Annotated in this window: 13 protein-coding genes; 1 reads left to right on the top strand and 12 read right to left on the bottom strand. The window is 55.4% G+C overall.

Annotation, left to right across the window (positions count from 1 at the left end):
- Positions 1–7 precede the first annotated feature (7 nt).
- The 3 genes from DYE26_RS05000 to DYE26_RS04990 form a co-directional block, all read right to left on the bottom strand.
- Positions 8–1,228, bottom strand: coding sequence for a threonine synthase (locus DYE26_RS05000; RefSeq protein WP_036622711.1), 1,221 nt, complete (start codon positions 1,226–1,228; stop codon positions 8–10).
- 214 nt (positions 1,229–1,442) lie between these two features.
- Complete coding sequence (locus DYE26_RS04995) at positions 1,443–2,600, bottom strand: glycosyltransferase family 4 protein (protein ID WP_051985419.1); 1,158 nt, start codon at positions 2,598–2,600, stop codon at positions 1,443–1,445.
- A 19-nt stretch (positions 2,601–2,619) separates the two neighbouring features.
- On the bottom strand, positions 2,620–3,768 hold the full coding sequence (locus DYE26_RS04990) for an NAD-dependent epimerase/dehydratase family protein (protein ID WP_036622709.1): 1,149 nt from the start codon (positions 3,766–3,768) through the stop codon (positions 2,620–2,622).
- 373 nt (positions 3,769–4,141) lie between these two features.
- On the opposite strand from DYE26_RS04990, the gene DYE26_RS04985 reads away from it, so the two are divergent.
- Positions 4,142–5,371, top strand: coding sequence for an aminopeptidase (locus DYE26_RS04985; protein WP_036622707.1), 1,230 nt, complete (start codon positions 4,142–4,144; stop codon positions 5,369–5,371).
- Positions 5,372–5,838: 467 nt separating this feature from the next.
- Here the strand turns inward: DYE26_RS04985 and DYE26_RS04980 are convergent, their stop codons facing one another.
- The 9 genes from DYE26_RS04980 to DYE26_RS04940 form a co-directional block, all read right to left on the bottom strand.
- The gene (locus tag DYE26_RS04980) at positions 5,839–7,107 is read right to left on the bottom strand and encodes an MFS transporter (RefSeq protein ID WP_082207761.1); all 1,269 of its coding nucleotides are present in this window, start codon (positions 7,105–7,107) and stop codon (positions 5,839–5,841) included.
- 71 nt (positions 7,108–7,178) lie between these two features.
- Positions 7,179–7,457 (bottom strand): ArsR/SmtB family transcription factor, encoded by a 279-nt coding sequence (locus tag DYE26_RS04975; protein ID WP_036622705.1) that lies wholly within the window; start codon positions 7,455–7,457, stop codon positions 7,179–7,181.
- A gap of 376 nt (positions 7,458–7,833) precedes the next feature.
- Positions 7,834–8,598, bottom strand: coding sequence for a MerR family transcriptional regulator (locus tag DYE26_RS04970; protein ID WP_036622703.1), 765 nt, complete (start codon positions 8,596–8,598; stop codon positions 7,834–7,836).
- Positions 8,599–8,680: 82 nt separating this feature from the next.
- Positions 8,681–10,300 carry a response regulator transcription factor gene (locus DYE26_RS04965; RefSeq protein WP_036622701.1) on the bottom strand — a complete coding sequence of 540 codons (1,620 nt, stop codon included), beginning with the start codon at positions 10,298–10,300 and terminating at the stop codon, positions 8,681–8,683.
- 2 nt (positions 10,301–10,302) lie between these two features.
- Positions 10,303–12,129 (bottom strand): sensor histidine kinase, encoded by a 1,827-nt coding sequence (locus DYE26_RS04960; RefSeq protein WP_063836306.1) that lies wholly within the window; start codon positions 12,127–12,129, stop codon positions 10,303–10,305.
- A gap of 97 nt (positions 12,130–12,226) precedes the next feature.
- Positions 12,227–13,069 carry a carbohydrate ABC transporter permease gene (locus tag DYE26_RS04955; RefSeq protein WP_036622699.1) on the bottom strand — a complete coding sequence of 281 codons (843 nt, stop codon included), beginning with the start codon at positions 13,067–13,069 and terminating at the stop codon, positions 12,227–12,229.
- A complete protein-coding gene (locus DYE26_RS04950) occupies positions 13,066–14,034 on the bottom strand; it encodes a carbohydrate ABC transporter permease (protein WP_036622697.1) in 969 nt (322 codons plus the stop codon). The genes DYE26_RS04955 and DYE26_RS04950 overlap by 4 nt, the downstream gene beginning before the upstream one ends.
- A 465-nt stretch (positions 14,035–14,499) precedes the next feature.
- Entirely contained in the window at positions 14,500–14,877 is a 378-nt protein-coding gene (locus DYE26_RS04945) for a DMT family transporter (protein WP_164815269.1), read from the bottom strand.
- Positions 14,874–15,425, bottom strand: coding sequence for a TetR/AcrR family transcriptional regulator (locus tag DYE26_RS04940; protein ID WP_036622693.1), 552 nt, complete (start codon positions 15,423–15,425; stop codon positions 14,874–14,876). The genes DYE26_RS04945 and DYE26_RS04940 overlap by 4 nt, the downstream gene beginning before the upstream one ends.
- Positions 15,426–15,556 lie beyond the last annotated feature (131 nt).

Below are 15,556 nucleotides of genomic sequence, written 5' to 3'. Positions count from 1 at the left end.
ACCCGGATTAAGAAAGCCGGGAAGGGATAGATTCCCCGATGTTAAGCAGCGGCGGCTCTACCTGGGCCGTTTCCGGATATTTGACGCCGGCTCCCGTGTTCAGCACGACGACCGTTTCGCCCTCCTTGATCCATCCTTGCTCCGCCAGCTTGCGGGCCGCCGCGAAAGCCGCCGCTCCCTCCGGACAGATGAACGCTCCTTCCAGCCGGGCGATTTTCCACTGCTCCCGCAGCAGCTCCTTGTCGCTGACGGCCACCGCCGCCCCAGCGGTCTCGTAGACCGCCCGCAGCACCAGAAAATCACCCAGCGCTTTCGGCACATTGATGCCAAACGCCGCCGTTGCGGAATCCGGCCAAAATTCCGAGCGCTCTTTTCGCTCCTGCCAGGCCTTGACGATCGGCGCGCAGCCCTCCGCTTGTACGGCCACCAGCCGCGGCAGCCGGCCGCGGATCCAGCCGATTTCGCGCAGCTCCAGCAGCGCCTTGTAAATCCCGATCAACCCCACGCCGCCGCCGGTCGGATACAAAATCACATCAGGCAATTTCCAGCCCAGCTGCTCGCAGATTTCGATCCCCATCGTCTTTTTGCCTTCGATCCGGTACGGCTCTTTCAGAGTGGAGGCGTCATACAGTCCGTCCTCCGCAACCGCCCGGGCGACGATTTGCCCGGCATCGCTGATCAGACCGTCCACCAGATACAGCCTGGCGCCGGCCAGGGCCGCCTCGCTGCGCGTGATCGCGGGCGCGTTCTGCGGCATGACGATCGTCGCCTCAATGCCCGCCCGCGCCGCATACAGCGCCCATGCCGCGCCGGCGTTGCCGTTGGTCGGCATGGCCAACTTCTGTACGCCGAGCTCCACCGCCTTGGAGACGCCCACGGCCGCGCCGCGGGCTTTGAAACTGCCGCCGGGCACCAGGCTTTCGTCCTTCATGCACAAGCGGGAAATCCCGTAATCGAGCCCCAGACGCGGCATATCGAGCAGCGGCGTCATCCCTTCCCCTAGCGTGACGATATTTTCGCGATTTAGGACCGGTAACAATTCATGATAACGCCAAAGCGTATTTTCGCGGCCAACCAGCGAATCGCGCGTCCAATCCTTGCCGAGTTCATTCAGACGGTACCGGGCCAGCAGCGGCGCACCGCACGGACATAACTGCCGGACCTCGTCCGCCCCGCAGGTTCGTCCGCAAACCGGACATTCCAAATGCGATAAATAGCTGAAGCTCATGCTCAAACAACCCGCTTTCCGTAATCTTATAAAGAAGTAAAAATATTAAAATTTATACAAAATCCTAACCGTGCGCACCTCCATTATTATTCATATAATTCCAATTTGTCAACACGGAATTATACACATAATACATGCCCGCATTCAAAAAAATGACAGCGATCACCGCCGCAAAACTTTCGGGCCAACGATCGCTGTCAAATAGAAAACGCCTCTACCTGGCCCGCTTGGCGCTTTTGCGGACCATACCCGAAATTCGGCCGCCCTGCGGGTTTGCCATGGCCGTCCGGTACAACTCCAGCAGCTGCCGGCTCGGCTCGTTCCAGCCTTGGGTCAGGGCGGCTTCCCGGGCTCGGTCCCCGATGCGGCGCAGCAACTCTTCATCCTGCAAGGGGAGAATGGCGTTAACCAGACTGCCCGGGACTTGTGGGTCGTACAGAAACCCGGTGATCCCTTCCTGGATTTGCTCCCGGCTGGGCGGGCTTGCGGCCGCCACGACGGCAAGTCCGGAAACCATCGCCTCCAGCAGGACGAGCCCCAGCGTTTCGGTCGTCGAAGGGAATACGAAAATATCGCTGGACGCATAAGCCTGGGCCAGCTGTTCCCCGTGCAAAAAGCCGGTAAACACCGTCCGCGTACCGGCGAAATGGGATTCAAGCCGTCCGCGGTGCGGTCCGTCGCCCACGATCGCCAGCCGGAAATCGTCCGAGGCGAGCAGAACGTCGCGGAGACGTTCGATTTCTTTCTCCGCGGCCAATCTGCCCACGTACAGCAGCAGCCTTTTGTCCGGTTCGCCGCCCGAAAGCATCCGGCGCATCTCATCGCTTCGGCGCCGGGCGCCGAACAGCTCCGTGTCCACCCCCCGCTGCCAAAGCCGGACATTGCCGAACCCGCGTGACAACAGCTCTTCCTGCACCGCCCCCGACGTGCAAAGATTCAAATCGGCACGGTTATGCAGCAGGCGCAAATATCTCCAGAGGACCGGCTTCAGCCAGGGAAGCTTGTAAAAATCGGCGTACTGCGGGACATGGGTATGATACGAAGCGACCAGCGGGTAGCGGCGCCCATACCATATGCCCGCTGCCCCCAGCACGGCCGGATTCACCACATGAACAAGGTCCGGCTTGAACGTCTGCAGCGCCTTGCCGACGCGTCGGCTCGGCAGCGCCAGCGGCAGGTTCGGGTACAGAAAAAACCGCAAGCTCGGAACTCCGATCACCTGGGCCCCTTCCACTTCGCTCACGCCCTGATCGGGGGCGACGACGAGCGCTTCGTGACCTTCCCGGACCAGCCAGCGGATGCTTTGCGTCAGCCGCGTGACGACGCCGTTTGTGGATGGATAAAACGTTTCGGTAATGAAGGCGATTTTCATTTGGCTTGTACGCCCCCTTTTAGCCCCAGCTCACATCGGGCAGCACATTGCTCATAACGACGCGGTCTTTATATTTCTGGGCGGTTTCGAAAATACCCAGCAATACCTCGTCCGTCAGCAGGTTCGGCGTAAGGCCAAGCTGCTGCAGCTTCGTATTTTTCGCGTGGAAATAATGCGATTCCTTTTCAACCCGAGGGTTGGGCAAATGGGCGATTTCCGTCTTATGACCTTCCCGTTCCGCCACTTTTTTTACCTTTTCCGCCAGCTCCAACACCGAAAACTCCTCGGTAAACTGGTTAAATACGCGAAACTCCCCGCGGTCGGCCGGATGATTGACGGTAATTTCGATACAGCGCACCGTATCCGTAATATTGAGAAAACCCCGGGTTTGCCCGCCTCGCCCGTACACGGTCAAATCGTGGCCGATCGCCGCCTGAATCAAAAAACGGTTTAGCGCCGTGCCAAACACGCCGTCGTAATCAAACCGGTTCATCAGCACCGGATCAAGCCGCGTCTCATCCGTATGCAGCCCGTAAACGACGCCCTGATTGAGGTCGGTCACCCGCAGCCCCCATATCCGGCAAATAAACATCAGGTTATGGCTGTCATGCACCTTCGACAGATGGTAAAAAGACCCCGGCTGCTTCGGATACGGCAGCACGTCCTTGCGCCCATTGTGCTCGATCTCGATATACCCTTCCTCAATGTCGATATTCGGCGTCCCGTATTCTCCCATCGTGCCAAGCTTGATCAAATGGCAGTCCGGCGCCAGTTCGCGGATCGCATAGGCCACGTTCAGCGTCCCCACTACATTGTTGACCTGGGTGAACACCGCGTGTTCCCGGTCGATCATCGAATACGGAGCCGACCGCTGCTCGGCAAAATGCACGAACGCCTCCGGGCGGACCTGGCGCATAACCTCGCACAAAAAGTCGTAGTGGTTCAAATCCCCAATATAATACCTGATCGTATTGCCCGTGAGTTCCTCCCACTTGGCCGCTCGCGCCTGAAGCGAAGCGATCGGGGTCAAAGAATTTGAGCGCAGCTCTTCATCCCATTTTCTCCTCGCCAAATTGTCGATGATCGCCACCTCATGCCCTTGTTTTGACAAATACAGCGCCGTTGGCCATCCGCAAAAACCGTCGCCGCCCGCAATAAGAACGCGCATTTTTTGGCCGACCTCCTTTAAATGATCGATGCTGAAATTTAAATTGGACTTGAGTTAACGATAACACCGCAATATTAAGGCGGCATAAAATGGCGGGAACTTTCCGGCAAGGCACGCGCATTTCGGCGAGGTACGTGCATTCCGGCGAGGTACGCTTTCCTTCATGGTCAGCCCGTTTCCGGCACGCTTTCGGCTTTCCCTTCTCTTTCCTTCTCTTTCCTGCCAGCGCACAGCCTCCAGTCCCTTTCGGCTTTACCGTTCTCCTCCTTCGCTTAGCATCCAGCCTTTCGCGCTTCCTCCCTTCGCCCTTCAGAAAGTGCTACAATAGATCATGTATACATAAGCGAAACTAAGACTCGGAGGAGATCAGCCTATGGAACCATTTGATACCCTGCTAGAAAAATACGCAGAACTGGTCATCAAAATCGGGGTCAGCGTGCAGCCCGGGCAGTGCTTGATGATCTACGCTCCCTTGGAAACCGTAGAGTTCACGCGGCTGCTCGTAACCAAGGCTTACCACGCCGGAGCCAAATATGTTCACGTCGATTGGGAGGATGAGCAAATTACCCGGATCAGGTACGAAAACGCTTCGGACGAATCGCTGTCGTATTATCCGCAGTGGCTCGCGGACATGGCCGAGCAGTTCGGGGCGGAAGGCGGCGCGGTGCTGCGGATTAAAGTGCCCGATCCGGAGCTGCTGGCCGGCATCCCGTCCGCCAAAGTATCCGCCGCCGTTAAAGCGGCCGCCAAGGCGCGCGAGAAGCATTTCGCCCAAACCCGCAACAATCAGATCAGCTGGTCGCTGATCAAAGCGCCCACGCGGGCCTGGGCCGATAAAGTGTTTACCGACCTGCCGGAGGAGCGGCGCATTCAGGCGATGTGGGAAGCGATTTTCCAAATGAACCGCGTCTACAGCGATGATCCGGTGGCGGCCTGGCGCGAGCATATCGATGAGCTTAAACAAAAACAGGAATACATGAACGCGAAACGTTACAAGCTCCTGCACTATCGTGCGCCAGGAACCGATCTATCCGTGGAGCTGCCCGAAGGCCATCTATGGCTGGGGGGCGGCGACTACAACGCGGCGGGCAATTATTTCGTGGCCAATATGCCGACGGAAGAAATTTATTCGATGCCCCACCGCAGCGGTGTAAACGGCACCGTTGCAAGCACGATGCCCCTGAATCTGAACGGTCAGCTGGTGGAAGGTTTAAAGCTGACATTCCGGGACGGCGAAGTGGTGGAATATGACGCCGAATCCGGCCGGGAGCATCTCGCCAACCTGCTGAGCACCGATGAAGGCGCCCGCCGCCTCGGCGAAGTTGCTCTGGTTCCGCACGATTCCCCGATTTCGCGGCTGAAGCGGATTTTTTACAACACCGGCATCGACGAGAACGCCTCTTGCCACTTGGCGCTCGGCAGCGCCTATCCGGTCAACATCGAGGGCGGAACCAAGCTGAGCAAAGAGGAATTGACGGCCAGAGGCGGCAACGTCAGCTTAACGCACGTCGATTTCATGATCGGCTCCGCGGAGCTCGATATCGACGGCGAACTGGCCGACGGCACGATCGAGCCGGTCTTCCGCAATGGCAACTGGGTGTAAGCTTTCAGACCCAAGGTTGGAGATGGGTGTTCTCCCATTGCGTTGCGGAACGGAGAATGGCCGTCACTTTAACCTCTCATTGGAAAAATCCAATAGATTGACGGGAATCGTACGCTATTGGGAGCTCTCATTGGAAATATCCAATAGAATTCACTCAAACCTTCCGTTTTGCGTCCTGCTGAACCTCATCTATTGGAAATATCCAATCAAGCCGCTGTATGTTTCACTTACTTTCCATTCTATTGGATATTTCCAATCAGAATGTGTTAAGAAAACAAGCCTTGAACCAAATGCAAAAAGAAGCTTCCTTTCCGCATCTGCCGCGAATCGGAAGCTTCTTTCGCTTTGTTTATCTATGGCTAATGGCCAACCCAGCGCAAGCGCACCCTGGCCCGGACCGGACGAAACGGCAGAGCTTACGCACTCTGCCCGCTGACCTGCGGGCATTCGCCGTCTTTCCCGCAGCGTTACGCGCCCTGCCCGCTGACCTGCGGGCATCCGCCGTCTTTCTCCGCTGCTTCAGCCGCTTGGAGCTGTGCTGCTTCGGACGTTTCGAACTGCCCCGCTTCAGTTGAACCGGTCTGCTCCGCCTGCCGCCGCAAACGGGCCAGCCCCCAAACCCCAAGTATCGCGATTGCCACCCCGATCGCTCCGAACCAGGTGATCGACGTCAACGTCACCTGGCCCACGGCCACGCCGCCAATGGCCGCGCCGGCCGCCATCGCCAACTGGTTCATCGATGAATTGAGGCTCAGCATGACGCCGGACGATTCCGGGGCCAGCGTGACGAGATTATACTGCTGCGTTGGCCCGGTGGTCCAAGCCGAAAATGACCATAGCATCAGCACCGCAAACACGGCGATCGGCGAATTTGCCGCGAAGGGCAGCAAAATCAGCGAAGCGATATGAATGATCATCCCGGCGGCCAACGTAAAGTTGACGCCCTTCTTGTCCGCGCTGAATCCCCCCGCTTTGGAGCCGATCAGACTGGCGATCCCGAAGGCCAGCAAAGCCGTGCTCAGCAGCCCTTCACCCATTCCCGCAACTTGAAGAAGATACGGCGAGATATAGGTATAGGCGATCGAATACCCGCCGAGCCAGAAGAAAGTGATCGCCAGCGCCAGCGCGATTTTCGGATTTTTCAGCATGGCAAGCTGGCCCGCCAGCGGTACGGGCTTGTCGCCTTGAAGCCGGGGAATCGTAAAGCGAATGACGATCATCGCCAAGATCCCAAGCAAAGCGATCCCCACAAACACAGCTTTCCAGCCAAAGCTTGAAGCGATTACCCGGCCCAGCGGAACCCCGACGATCAATGAAGCGGTAAAGCCCATAATTACAGTGGCGATTGAACTCGCCTGTTTCCCTGCAGGGGCGATTTGCGCCGCGATGCTAAGCGCCGTAACGACGACCATGCCCGCTCCCAGCGCCATGACCACCCGGGCGGCAATAAACCATCCGAAACCAGGCAGCACAAACGACAAGACGTTCGCAACCACAAATATGCCCAGCGACAGCAGCATGAGTTTGCGCCGGTCCATGGCGGCGGTGAAGGCCATCAAGATCGGCGTCCCGATCGCATAGGTCAGCGAAAAGACGGTGATCAGCTGGCCGGCCGCCCCAATGGATATGTCAAGCGCCCCGGCAATCTGGTCCAATATCCCCGAAATGATGTACTCCGACGTACCCACCAAAAAACTAATCAAAGCCAAAATATAAATCTTCCATGTATTCGACATTGGTGTTTTGCCCACTCCTTAAAGTTAATTATTATATTTCTAAAAACATAGAAATATACAGCAAAAAAAATTTACTTCAACAAATATGGCGCATATTTTTCCGCCACTTCGCGGTTCAAGCTGTAATAAATAAAGGTGCCTTCTTTCCGCGAATCCAGCAATCCGCACTCAAACAACTGCTTTAAATGATGCGATAGCGTCGAGTTGGCGACGGTCCTCAGCTTCTCTCCCAGCGAGACGCAGCATTGGTCCGGCTCGTTTGCCAGCAGTTTGACGATATTCAGCCGCGTCGGCTCTCCGAGCGCTTTATATACTTTTACGGCTTCGCGCGTCTCCGGGCTAATCTCCATTGGCAATGCCTCCTTTCTATACCGGTCTGCATATTTCTATATCGATGGAAATATAGTACCGTATTTCACCGTCCTTGTAAATCCCCAAAATGATATAATGCTGTTTCTTCCTGCAATACTCTAACGGTTGCCGCAAACGCTATTCCCGCAAAAATGGGGCATCCGATTTTCTAACGGATGTAATCGACGCTATTTGCCCGATAATCACCCTTAGCGGACGAAAATAGCCCAAATAACGCCGGTTGCATCCGTTAGATTTTTTCAAGCGAGTAAAATCAGCGATTTAACGGCGATAGCAACCGTTAGAAAAGCCCATCTAGAAAAGAACCCTGCGGCATCCCGCCGCGGAGCTCTTAACGACACTTGCTGCACTGGACTATTCCCGCACCCCGGTATAGATGCGGATCGCATCCCGCAAAAATTCGGCCGTACCCGGCTGCTGCTCATCATAATAAGCTTTAAAGCGTTCATCGTCCACGTACATTTGCGCAAGTCCGGCATGGGCTTCCTTGCTGTATTCGTTCCAAGAGTACGTCAGCCAACGCTTGTGCAAGTCGGCCGCTGTTTGCGCCAGCTCGCCGGCCGGATCGCCCGTTTTGAACGCGGCGGCCAAGACTTCCTTCAGTTCGCTTTCCAGCCGCGTCACCTCTTCATACTGCTCCTCGGTCATGTTCAGCAGCTTGCGGTTGGACTCCTCAACCTTGTCGTCCCCGTATTTTTGGCGGATTTCCCGGCCGTACTTTCTTTCGTTTTCTTCGATCAATTGCTTTTTGAAGCCCGCGAATTTTTCCTGATTGCTCATCATTATTCTCCCTTCACGCGCGTCAATCGTTTTTTCCACATTGGCGATCAGCGCGTCCAAGCGTTTTCTTTGGTCAAGGAGCTGCTCACGATGGTCCCGGAGGGCGCGAAGCTCATCAAAAGACGGGTCGGAAAGAATCGTCTTGATGTCTTCAAGGCTAAGGCCAAGCTCGCGGTAGAACAAAATCTGCTGCAGCCGGTCGACCTCTTTTTGTCCGTAAATGCGGTATCCCGACGAGTTCATTCTTGCCGGCTTAAGAATGCCAATCTCATCGTAATAACGCAGCGTCCGCGTGCTTATCCCGGCCAAACGCCCCAGTTTCTGAACGGTGTATTCCATGTGTTCACCTCCCGACGACTTCACTATAAACGTTGACGCAACGTGAAGGTCAAATCTTTTTTTAAAATTGTCCTAAAGACGGTTATTTTATGAAATCGGTCGGATTCAAACCGGTCATTTTTTTGAACAGCGTGCTGAAGTAAGGCACGTTTTTGTAGCCGACCCGCTCCGCCACCTCGTAAACGAGCATCTTCCGCTCCATCAGCAGCTCCCGCGCTTTTTCGATGCGGACCCGGGTCAAATAGTTGTTGAAGGTTTCGCCCGTCATGTTTTTGAAAATAATCGACAAATGGTTTCGGGAAATATATATTTTTTCCGACAGCTCGGCCAAGGTCACTTCCTCGGCATAATGCTCATGGATGTATTGGGTCATAAAATCGACGACCTGCCTGTGCTTGCTGTTCCCCCGCCACTGCCGGCTCGCGCAGATGAAGGAAATTTTGGCGGACAGCCACTCGGAGAGCTGCTCCAGGCTTGTCAAACCGACCAGCTCTTTGGTGATCCGCTCGCCGGGCACGAGATCGTCGAGAACGACGCCGGCCTCGTACAAGCAATACGTAAATACGCCCCACAGCTCGCTCGCCAGCACTTGAACGTATTCGGGCGTAAGGGCCTTCCGCGGCCCAAGCCGCCCCAGATAGTCGGCCACCAGCCTTTTGGCCGTCTCCTCCTGCGACGCTTTAATGGCCGAAGCCAGCTCCACATAAAATTTAACCGGCAGGGTCTCTACCGTTCCTTGGGACGCGCTCTCCTCCTTTTTGTACATATACAAATAATAACCGGGTTCCGTTCGGCCCGTCCGCAAATCGATGGCCCGGAACGCTTCTTCCGTGGAATCGGGAATCTCCAGCCACTGCCGCTTCAAGCCGCCGATCCCGACGAGAATGACCAGCTTCAGGCAGCTTTTGACGGCGTCGATCAGATTTCTCCCCAGCTCGGCCAGCTTCGCCGCAAGCCGCTCTTCCGGTTCTTCCGGCTGCGGATGAACGAGCAGCACCGCACGCGTACTGTGCAGCTCGGTATACTCTATCCGCGAAAACATCTTCCGGGCGACCTCGCCGGTAATGTTGCTGATGGCGAAGCGGAACAGGTTCCAATCCGACAGGCCCGCCGAGTTGGCGCGTTCGTCGCGCACCAAGTCAACGGCAACCGCGACGTGGCCGACCTCGGACCAATAACGGTATGGCTCCGGCAGCCGCCCTGCTTCGCGGTAAAAAAGGTCCAGCGTCCCCGCCGCCGCCGATCTGACCCATTCTTTTTCGACGAAAGGCTCGTACAAGCTCAGTTTTTGTTCCATTTCCCCTTGTTTTTGCTGTTGTTCCCTCTCCCGGGCCAGTTCCCCGATCACTTTGGACAAAATCGTTTTAAGCGTAGGCACGCTGATCGGCTTCGATACGTAGTCGCTGACATTAAACCGCAGCGCTTGCCGGGCATGCTCAAAATCGGAATACCCGCTGAAAATAACAAATTTTCCGGGGTAACCCTCCTTGCGCAGCTGCTCGATCATATCGATTCCGCTCATCGACGGCATATAAAGATCCGTGATGACGATGTCCGGCTCGGTAGCGCGCACCACGTTTAAGCCTTCCTCGCCGTTCAAAGCCTCACCCACCCACTGCGCTCCCAGTTGCTCCCACGGGATGGCCCGCTTCATGCCCTGCAGCACCTGGCGTTCATCATCGATGATGGCGATTTTCCACATTTTTAGTAGCCTCCTTCAGCTTGTTTCCAGGATGAATTTTCACCGCTTGCCGGTTCGATGCTTTCGGCGATTTCAAACGGATCATGGACAGGCGGAACCGGCGGCTCCTGAAGACGGGGCAGTGTAATGACGACGCGGGTTCCTCCTTCCTCCCGGTCGGACAGCTCCACGCCGTAAGCGCCTTCAAAGTACCCGGCGATCCGCTCCTTCACGTTGCGGATGCCATAGCCCCCGGTGCGCCGCTTGGGCCTCCGGTCCGCCGAAGGCTTCAGGCCGCTGCCGTTGTCTTCGATCACGATCCGGATCTGCTGCGGCCGATCCTCCAGCGCAATCGCAATATGCCCCTCGCTCCGCGCGTTAAATCCGTGCACGATGGCGTTTTCGACGAAAGGCTGCAGCGTCAGCTTCGGCAGAAACAGCTCTTGAAGCGGATAAGGCGCATGGATGTCGTACGTCAGCTCTCCGCCGCCCGCCTGCCAGCGGAGCTGCTGAATTTCCAGATAGCAGCGGATATGCTCCAGTTCCTCGCTAACCGTGATGAAGCTGTCGCCGTTGGACAAGCCGATGCGGAACATGCGCCCCATCAGCTCGAGAATCCGGCTCAGCTCATCCTGGCCGGCCTCGATGGCCATCCAGTTCAGCTGATCCAGCATATTGTAGAGAAAATGCGGGTTGATGTTAGCCTGCAGCGCTTCGATTTCCGCTTTGCGCTGCTGCTCGTAACGCCGCTGCAAGGAACGGTACAGCTCCTCGATCCGCTCGTTTTGTTTGCGGTAACCGGAAAACAGATAGCCGAATTCATTTTCATAATCGCCGGGCAGCTCGACATTGTTGCCGTCCACAAAATACAGCCGCATCGCCGCCACCAGCTGCTTGATCGGCTTGGTAAACTGCCGGCTCAAATAATGCGTCAGCAGCAGCACCAATAGCATCGCGCCGATCCCGATCAGCCCGATCACGAGCGCGAGCCCGAAACTGCTGCTGGTAATATCGCTCCAATCGGTAATTTCCACGAGCATCCAATGGGAATCGGCCGGTTTGGAATAAACGAGCAAGGAATCGCCGAGCCCTTCGCCGCCCCGGATATGCACGTAGCCGGACCGCTCGCTTTTGACGTCGATCCACCTGGACAACTCGGCGGACCTTGGCGTTTGCCCGATTTCCAGCGTCTGCTCCCCCAGCGTGTCGATCATCATCCGGTTGGCCGCGGCGGAAGGTCCGGCCAGCAGCTTCTCGATTTCCCGGGCCTTGACGTGAACCACCAGCACGCCCAGGTATTTGTCCTCCTCGACGATTTTGCGGGCAAAGCTGAGCACCGGCACATCGCCTTGAAAGCTGGGGATTTCGTGTTTTCCGGACCAGGCAAAATCGTTGTTGGCTAGCGCCTTGGAGAAGTCCTGACCCGCCAAATCGTCTAGGCTGCGGAATTGGATATAGCTGTTGGCGTCGCCCCGCAGCGGGCGCTGCATATATAAATCGATGCCCTGGATCAGCGGGATCGAATAAGTCAGGTTGGCGAGCGCATGCTCTACGCTCAGCGATCTGCGGTAGCGGTCGTATTCGTCCTGACGGTCCCGCAGAAACGTGATCAGCTCGTTGTCACGGGAAGTCGACAAGGAGATCTGCTCGATCATCACCAGCCGGGTCGAGATTTCGTTGTTTAGTTCGTCGAGCAGCAACTGCTGGTAGTGCGAGCTCGTCCGCACCAGCGAATTGGAGGAGATGCGGTAGCTAGCCCAGGCGATGCACAGCAGCACAAGGATCATAAGCACGGCAAAGCTGCGGAAAAAGAGACTGTCGATGCGGTATTTTTTAAAAGGATTGGTCATTCTTTAGCTGCACTCCCTTCAAGTCAAGGCAAAAAACGGTAAAGCCGCGAAACGTTATTTCACGCTTTACCGTTATTTAATTTGCCGCAAGCCGCCCTTATCCCTTTATTCCGGTCGTGGCAATCCCCTCGACGAAATATTTTTGCAGAAACATAAAGATGACGGTGGCCGGAACGATGGAAACGAGCGACATCGCCAATAGCTGCCCCCACTCCTGCGCCGACTGGGAATCGTTGATCATTCGCAGCGCCAGGCTGACCGTATATTTGTCGACCGAGTTCAAGTACAGCAGATGGCCGAGGAAATCGTCCCAATTCCACAGGAAGCAGAAAATCATCACCGTGACGATCGCCGGTTTCATCAGCGGCATCACCACGCGCAGGTAGATTCCGAACCAGGAGCAGCCGTCGATCTTGGCCGATTCGTCGAGCTCCTTGGGAATGCCGCGCACGAACTGGATCAGCAGGAATACGAAAAACGTTCCGCCCGCGCCGCCCGCCAGCATATGGGGCACGATAAACGGCCAATACGTATTGACCCAACCGAGCTGATGAAACAAGGCGTACTGCGGGATGATCAGCACTTGTCCGGGCATCATCAGCGTCAGCATGAACAGGGAGAACCAGAGGTTTTTCAGCGGAAAATTCAGCCTCCCGAAGCCAAACGCCACCAGCGTGCTGGACACGAGCGTGGCGGCCATCACAGCCAGCTCAAGGCCAAAGGTATTGAGATAAAAGTCGCTAAAGGAATGGCCCGGAACCGAGTTCCACCCCTTGACGAAATTGCTCCACTGCGGCGCCGACGGGAAAATATTCGGCGAAGCCAGCTCGCTGTTCGTTTTGAGCGAGGCGCCGATCCACCAAAGCACCGGATAAATCATAACGAGGCTGAACATAATCATAAACGCGTGCCGGATCAGCGGCTTCCATTTGAACGTCATCTGCCTTTTCTCCCTTCCGTCTCCGTTTCGTAGAACACCCAATATTTCGAGCTGCCGGCGATGATCAGCGTGGCGACCACGATCATAGCCAGCATGATCCAGGCGAGCGCCGAGGAATAACCGAGCTGATAGCGGCTAAACGCCCGTTCGTAAAGGTATAGGGCATACACGTAAGTCGAGTTCATCGGCCCGCCGTTCGTGATGACAAACGCCGATGTAAACATTTGGAAGGCGTTGATCACGCCCATGATCAGGTTGAAATAGAGAACCGGCGACAGCATCGGCAGCGTGATGTTGAAGAACTGGCGGAACCGGCCGGCGCCGTCCACCGCCGAAGCCTCGTACAAGTCGTTTGGAATCTGCTTCAAACCGGCCAGGAAAATGACCATCGAGGAGCCGAACTGCCATACGGTCAGCAGCACCAGCGTGCTGAGCGCGGTGTCGGGACTGGTGATCCACCCTTTGCCCTCGATCCCGAACACGGCGATGATTTTGTTGAAGATGCCGTCCACGCCGAAAATGTTGCGCCACAAAAGCGACACCGCGATGCTCCCGCCGATCAGCGAAGGGAAATAAATCGCCGTCCGGTAGAGGCCGATGCCCCGGACCGCCTTGTTCAAGATCATCGCCACGAGCAGCGCGGCGATCAGCTTTAAGGGAACCGACGCCAGGACGTACAGGAATGTCACCTTTACGGAGTTGACGAATTTGGAGTCCGCGGTGAAGATCAGTTCATAGTTGCGGGTGCCGACCCAATTGATTGGCTCCATCAAGGTATAGTCGGTAAATGAATAGTATAGCGACAAAAAAAGCGGATACGCCGTCAGGCCGATAAAACCGAGCAGCCATGGCGAAATAAACAAATAGCCGGCGACCGGGGCATTCCATTTCTTCGGCTTGGCCCGGCGCTTTTTGGCGATGGGCTTGGGCGCGTCGGTTGCGGCAACGGCTGGGGAACTTTTCATGCTTGCTCACCTCTGTTCGTTCAATCTTGTTTCTTGATTTAATTCAAGTATAAGGTGAGCATGAAAGCGCTTGTAGAAGAGGAATCCTCGATTTCTTTTAAAATATCACGAAAAAAGGGGACAACCCGCTAAAAACTAAAGCGGCGGGCCAGGCTGACTTAGAAGAAACTCCAGAAGCGCACAACATAGGTGCAAAAAATGTCCTTATTCCGGCGATATCCCCCCACTTGAAAGAAATAGAGGGCATTGATGCCGCTATTTTCCCGAATCCTTTGGAAAATCCAGCGTTCTGGTCCAGTCATCGGAAAATAAGTGCATCAAATGCCGCTAATGAATTAAACATGATGGGGTTCCTGATAATAAGTGCATCAAATGCCGCTATTCTAAAGGCCAATTTTTAGATTGCTGGGTTAAGGCGAGATTGCCCCCTTCTGTTTTGTCCCGCTGTGGCGGTGTCGGTCGAATTTATTCTTTTTGAACTATAGCTGCTTCCTGTTTCGCTTCGTCATTTGACGAACCGTGTCCGGGACCAAGCATCTGGAGGATCACCACCCCGGCAATAATCAAAGCGATACCGACAATACTGCCGGCATTGATCTTCTCCTTCCAAATGAGTACGGAGATGATGACCGTCAATACGGAACCGAGCCCGGACCAAATGGCGTAAGCGGCATTAAGCGGAATCGTTTTGAGCGACAGCGACAAAAAATAAAAGGCGCAAACGAAGGCCGCGACCGTGATGATCGAAGGCGCTAATTTGGTAAATCCTTGGGAAGCTTTAAGCATTGAAGTTCCGATCAGTTCGCTGGCGATAGATATCATCAGAAATAAATAAGCCACTATTTTTCCTCCTCGATCCTGTTTGCGATATAGCGGAGCACCTTTTCTTTTAATGCTTGATCCGGCGGGGCAAATCCAAACATTTCGGCAAACCACAGACCGTCGGCGGCAAGTCTGAAGAGTGTCGAAACCACGGGATCCAATCCGTCATTTTCGATGCTTTTTTGGAGCTCCCGGTATTCGGCCTGCATTTCCCGCAAAAGATGCGGATTGGTGAAAAGCGCGGTGGAGAGCGCGATCGACATGCCGTTTTCGTGTTTTATCGAATCATGGGTTGTCTCCATATAGGCTCTGATCCACTTCCCTTTTTCACTCGGGTCCTTGTCCGCCCGGGTCCTGACGCTGCCGACGAAGTCATCGGAAAATTGCTTGACCATGCCCGAGATCAATTCCTCCTTGTTCGGGAAATGATAAAGCAGGCCGCCTTTGCTGACTCCAGCTTCTTGGGCGACGGCATCCAGGGTTAGATGCTCAACGCCGCTTTCTCTAGCCACTTTTGCGGCAGCCTGTAATATCGCGTTCCGTTTGGAAGCTTTTTTTGAGCCGTCCATGAAATCACCTCCGAATATACTATACCGTCTGGACGGTTCAGTTTCAATTTTTTTTAACTGCTTGCTCTTTTGCCGGCTTAACCCGTGTTCCCCACGTTGGAAAAATCCAATAGATTGGCTTGATTAGCGGC

Source organism: Paenibacillus macerans, from assembly GCF_900454495.1.
Lineage (GTDB): Bacteria > Bacillota > Bacilli > Paenibacillales > Paenibacillaceae > Fontibacillus > Fontibacillus macerans.
The sequence above is the reverse complement of the archived record's forward strand: the minus strand, read 5'-3'. Positions and strand labels throughout refer to the sequence as shown.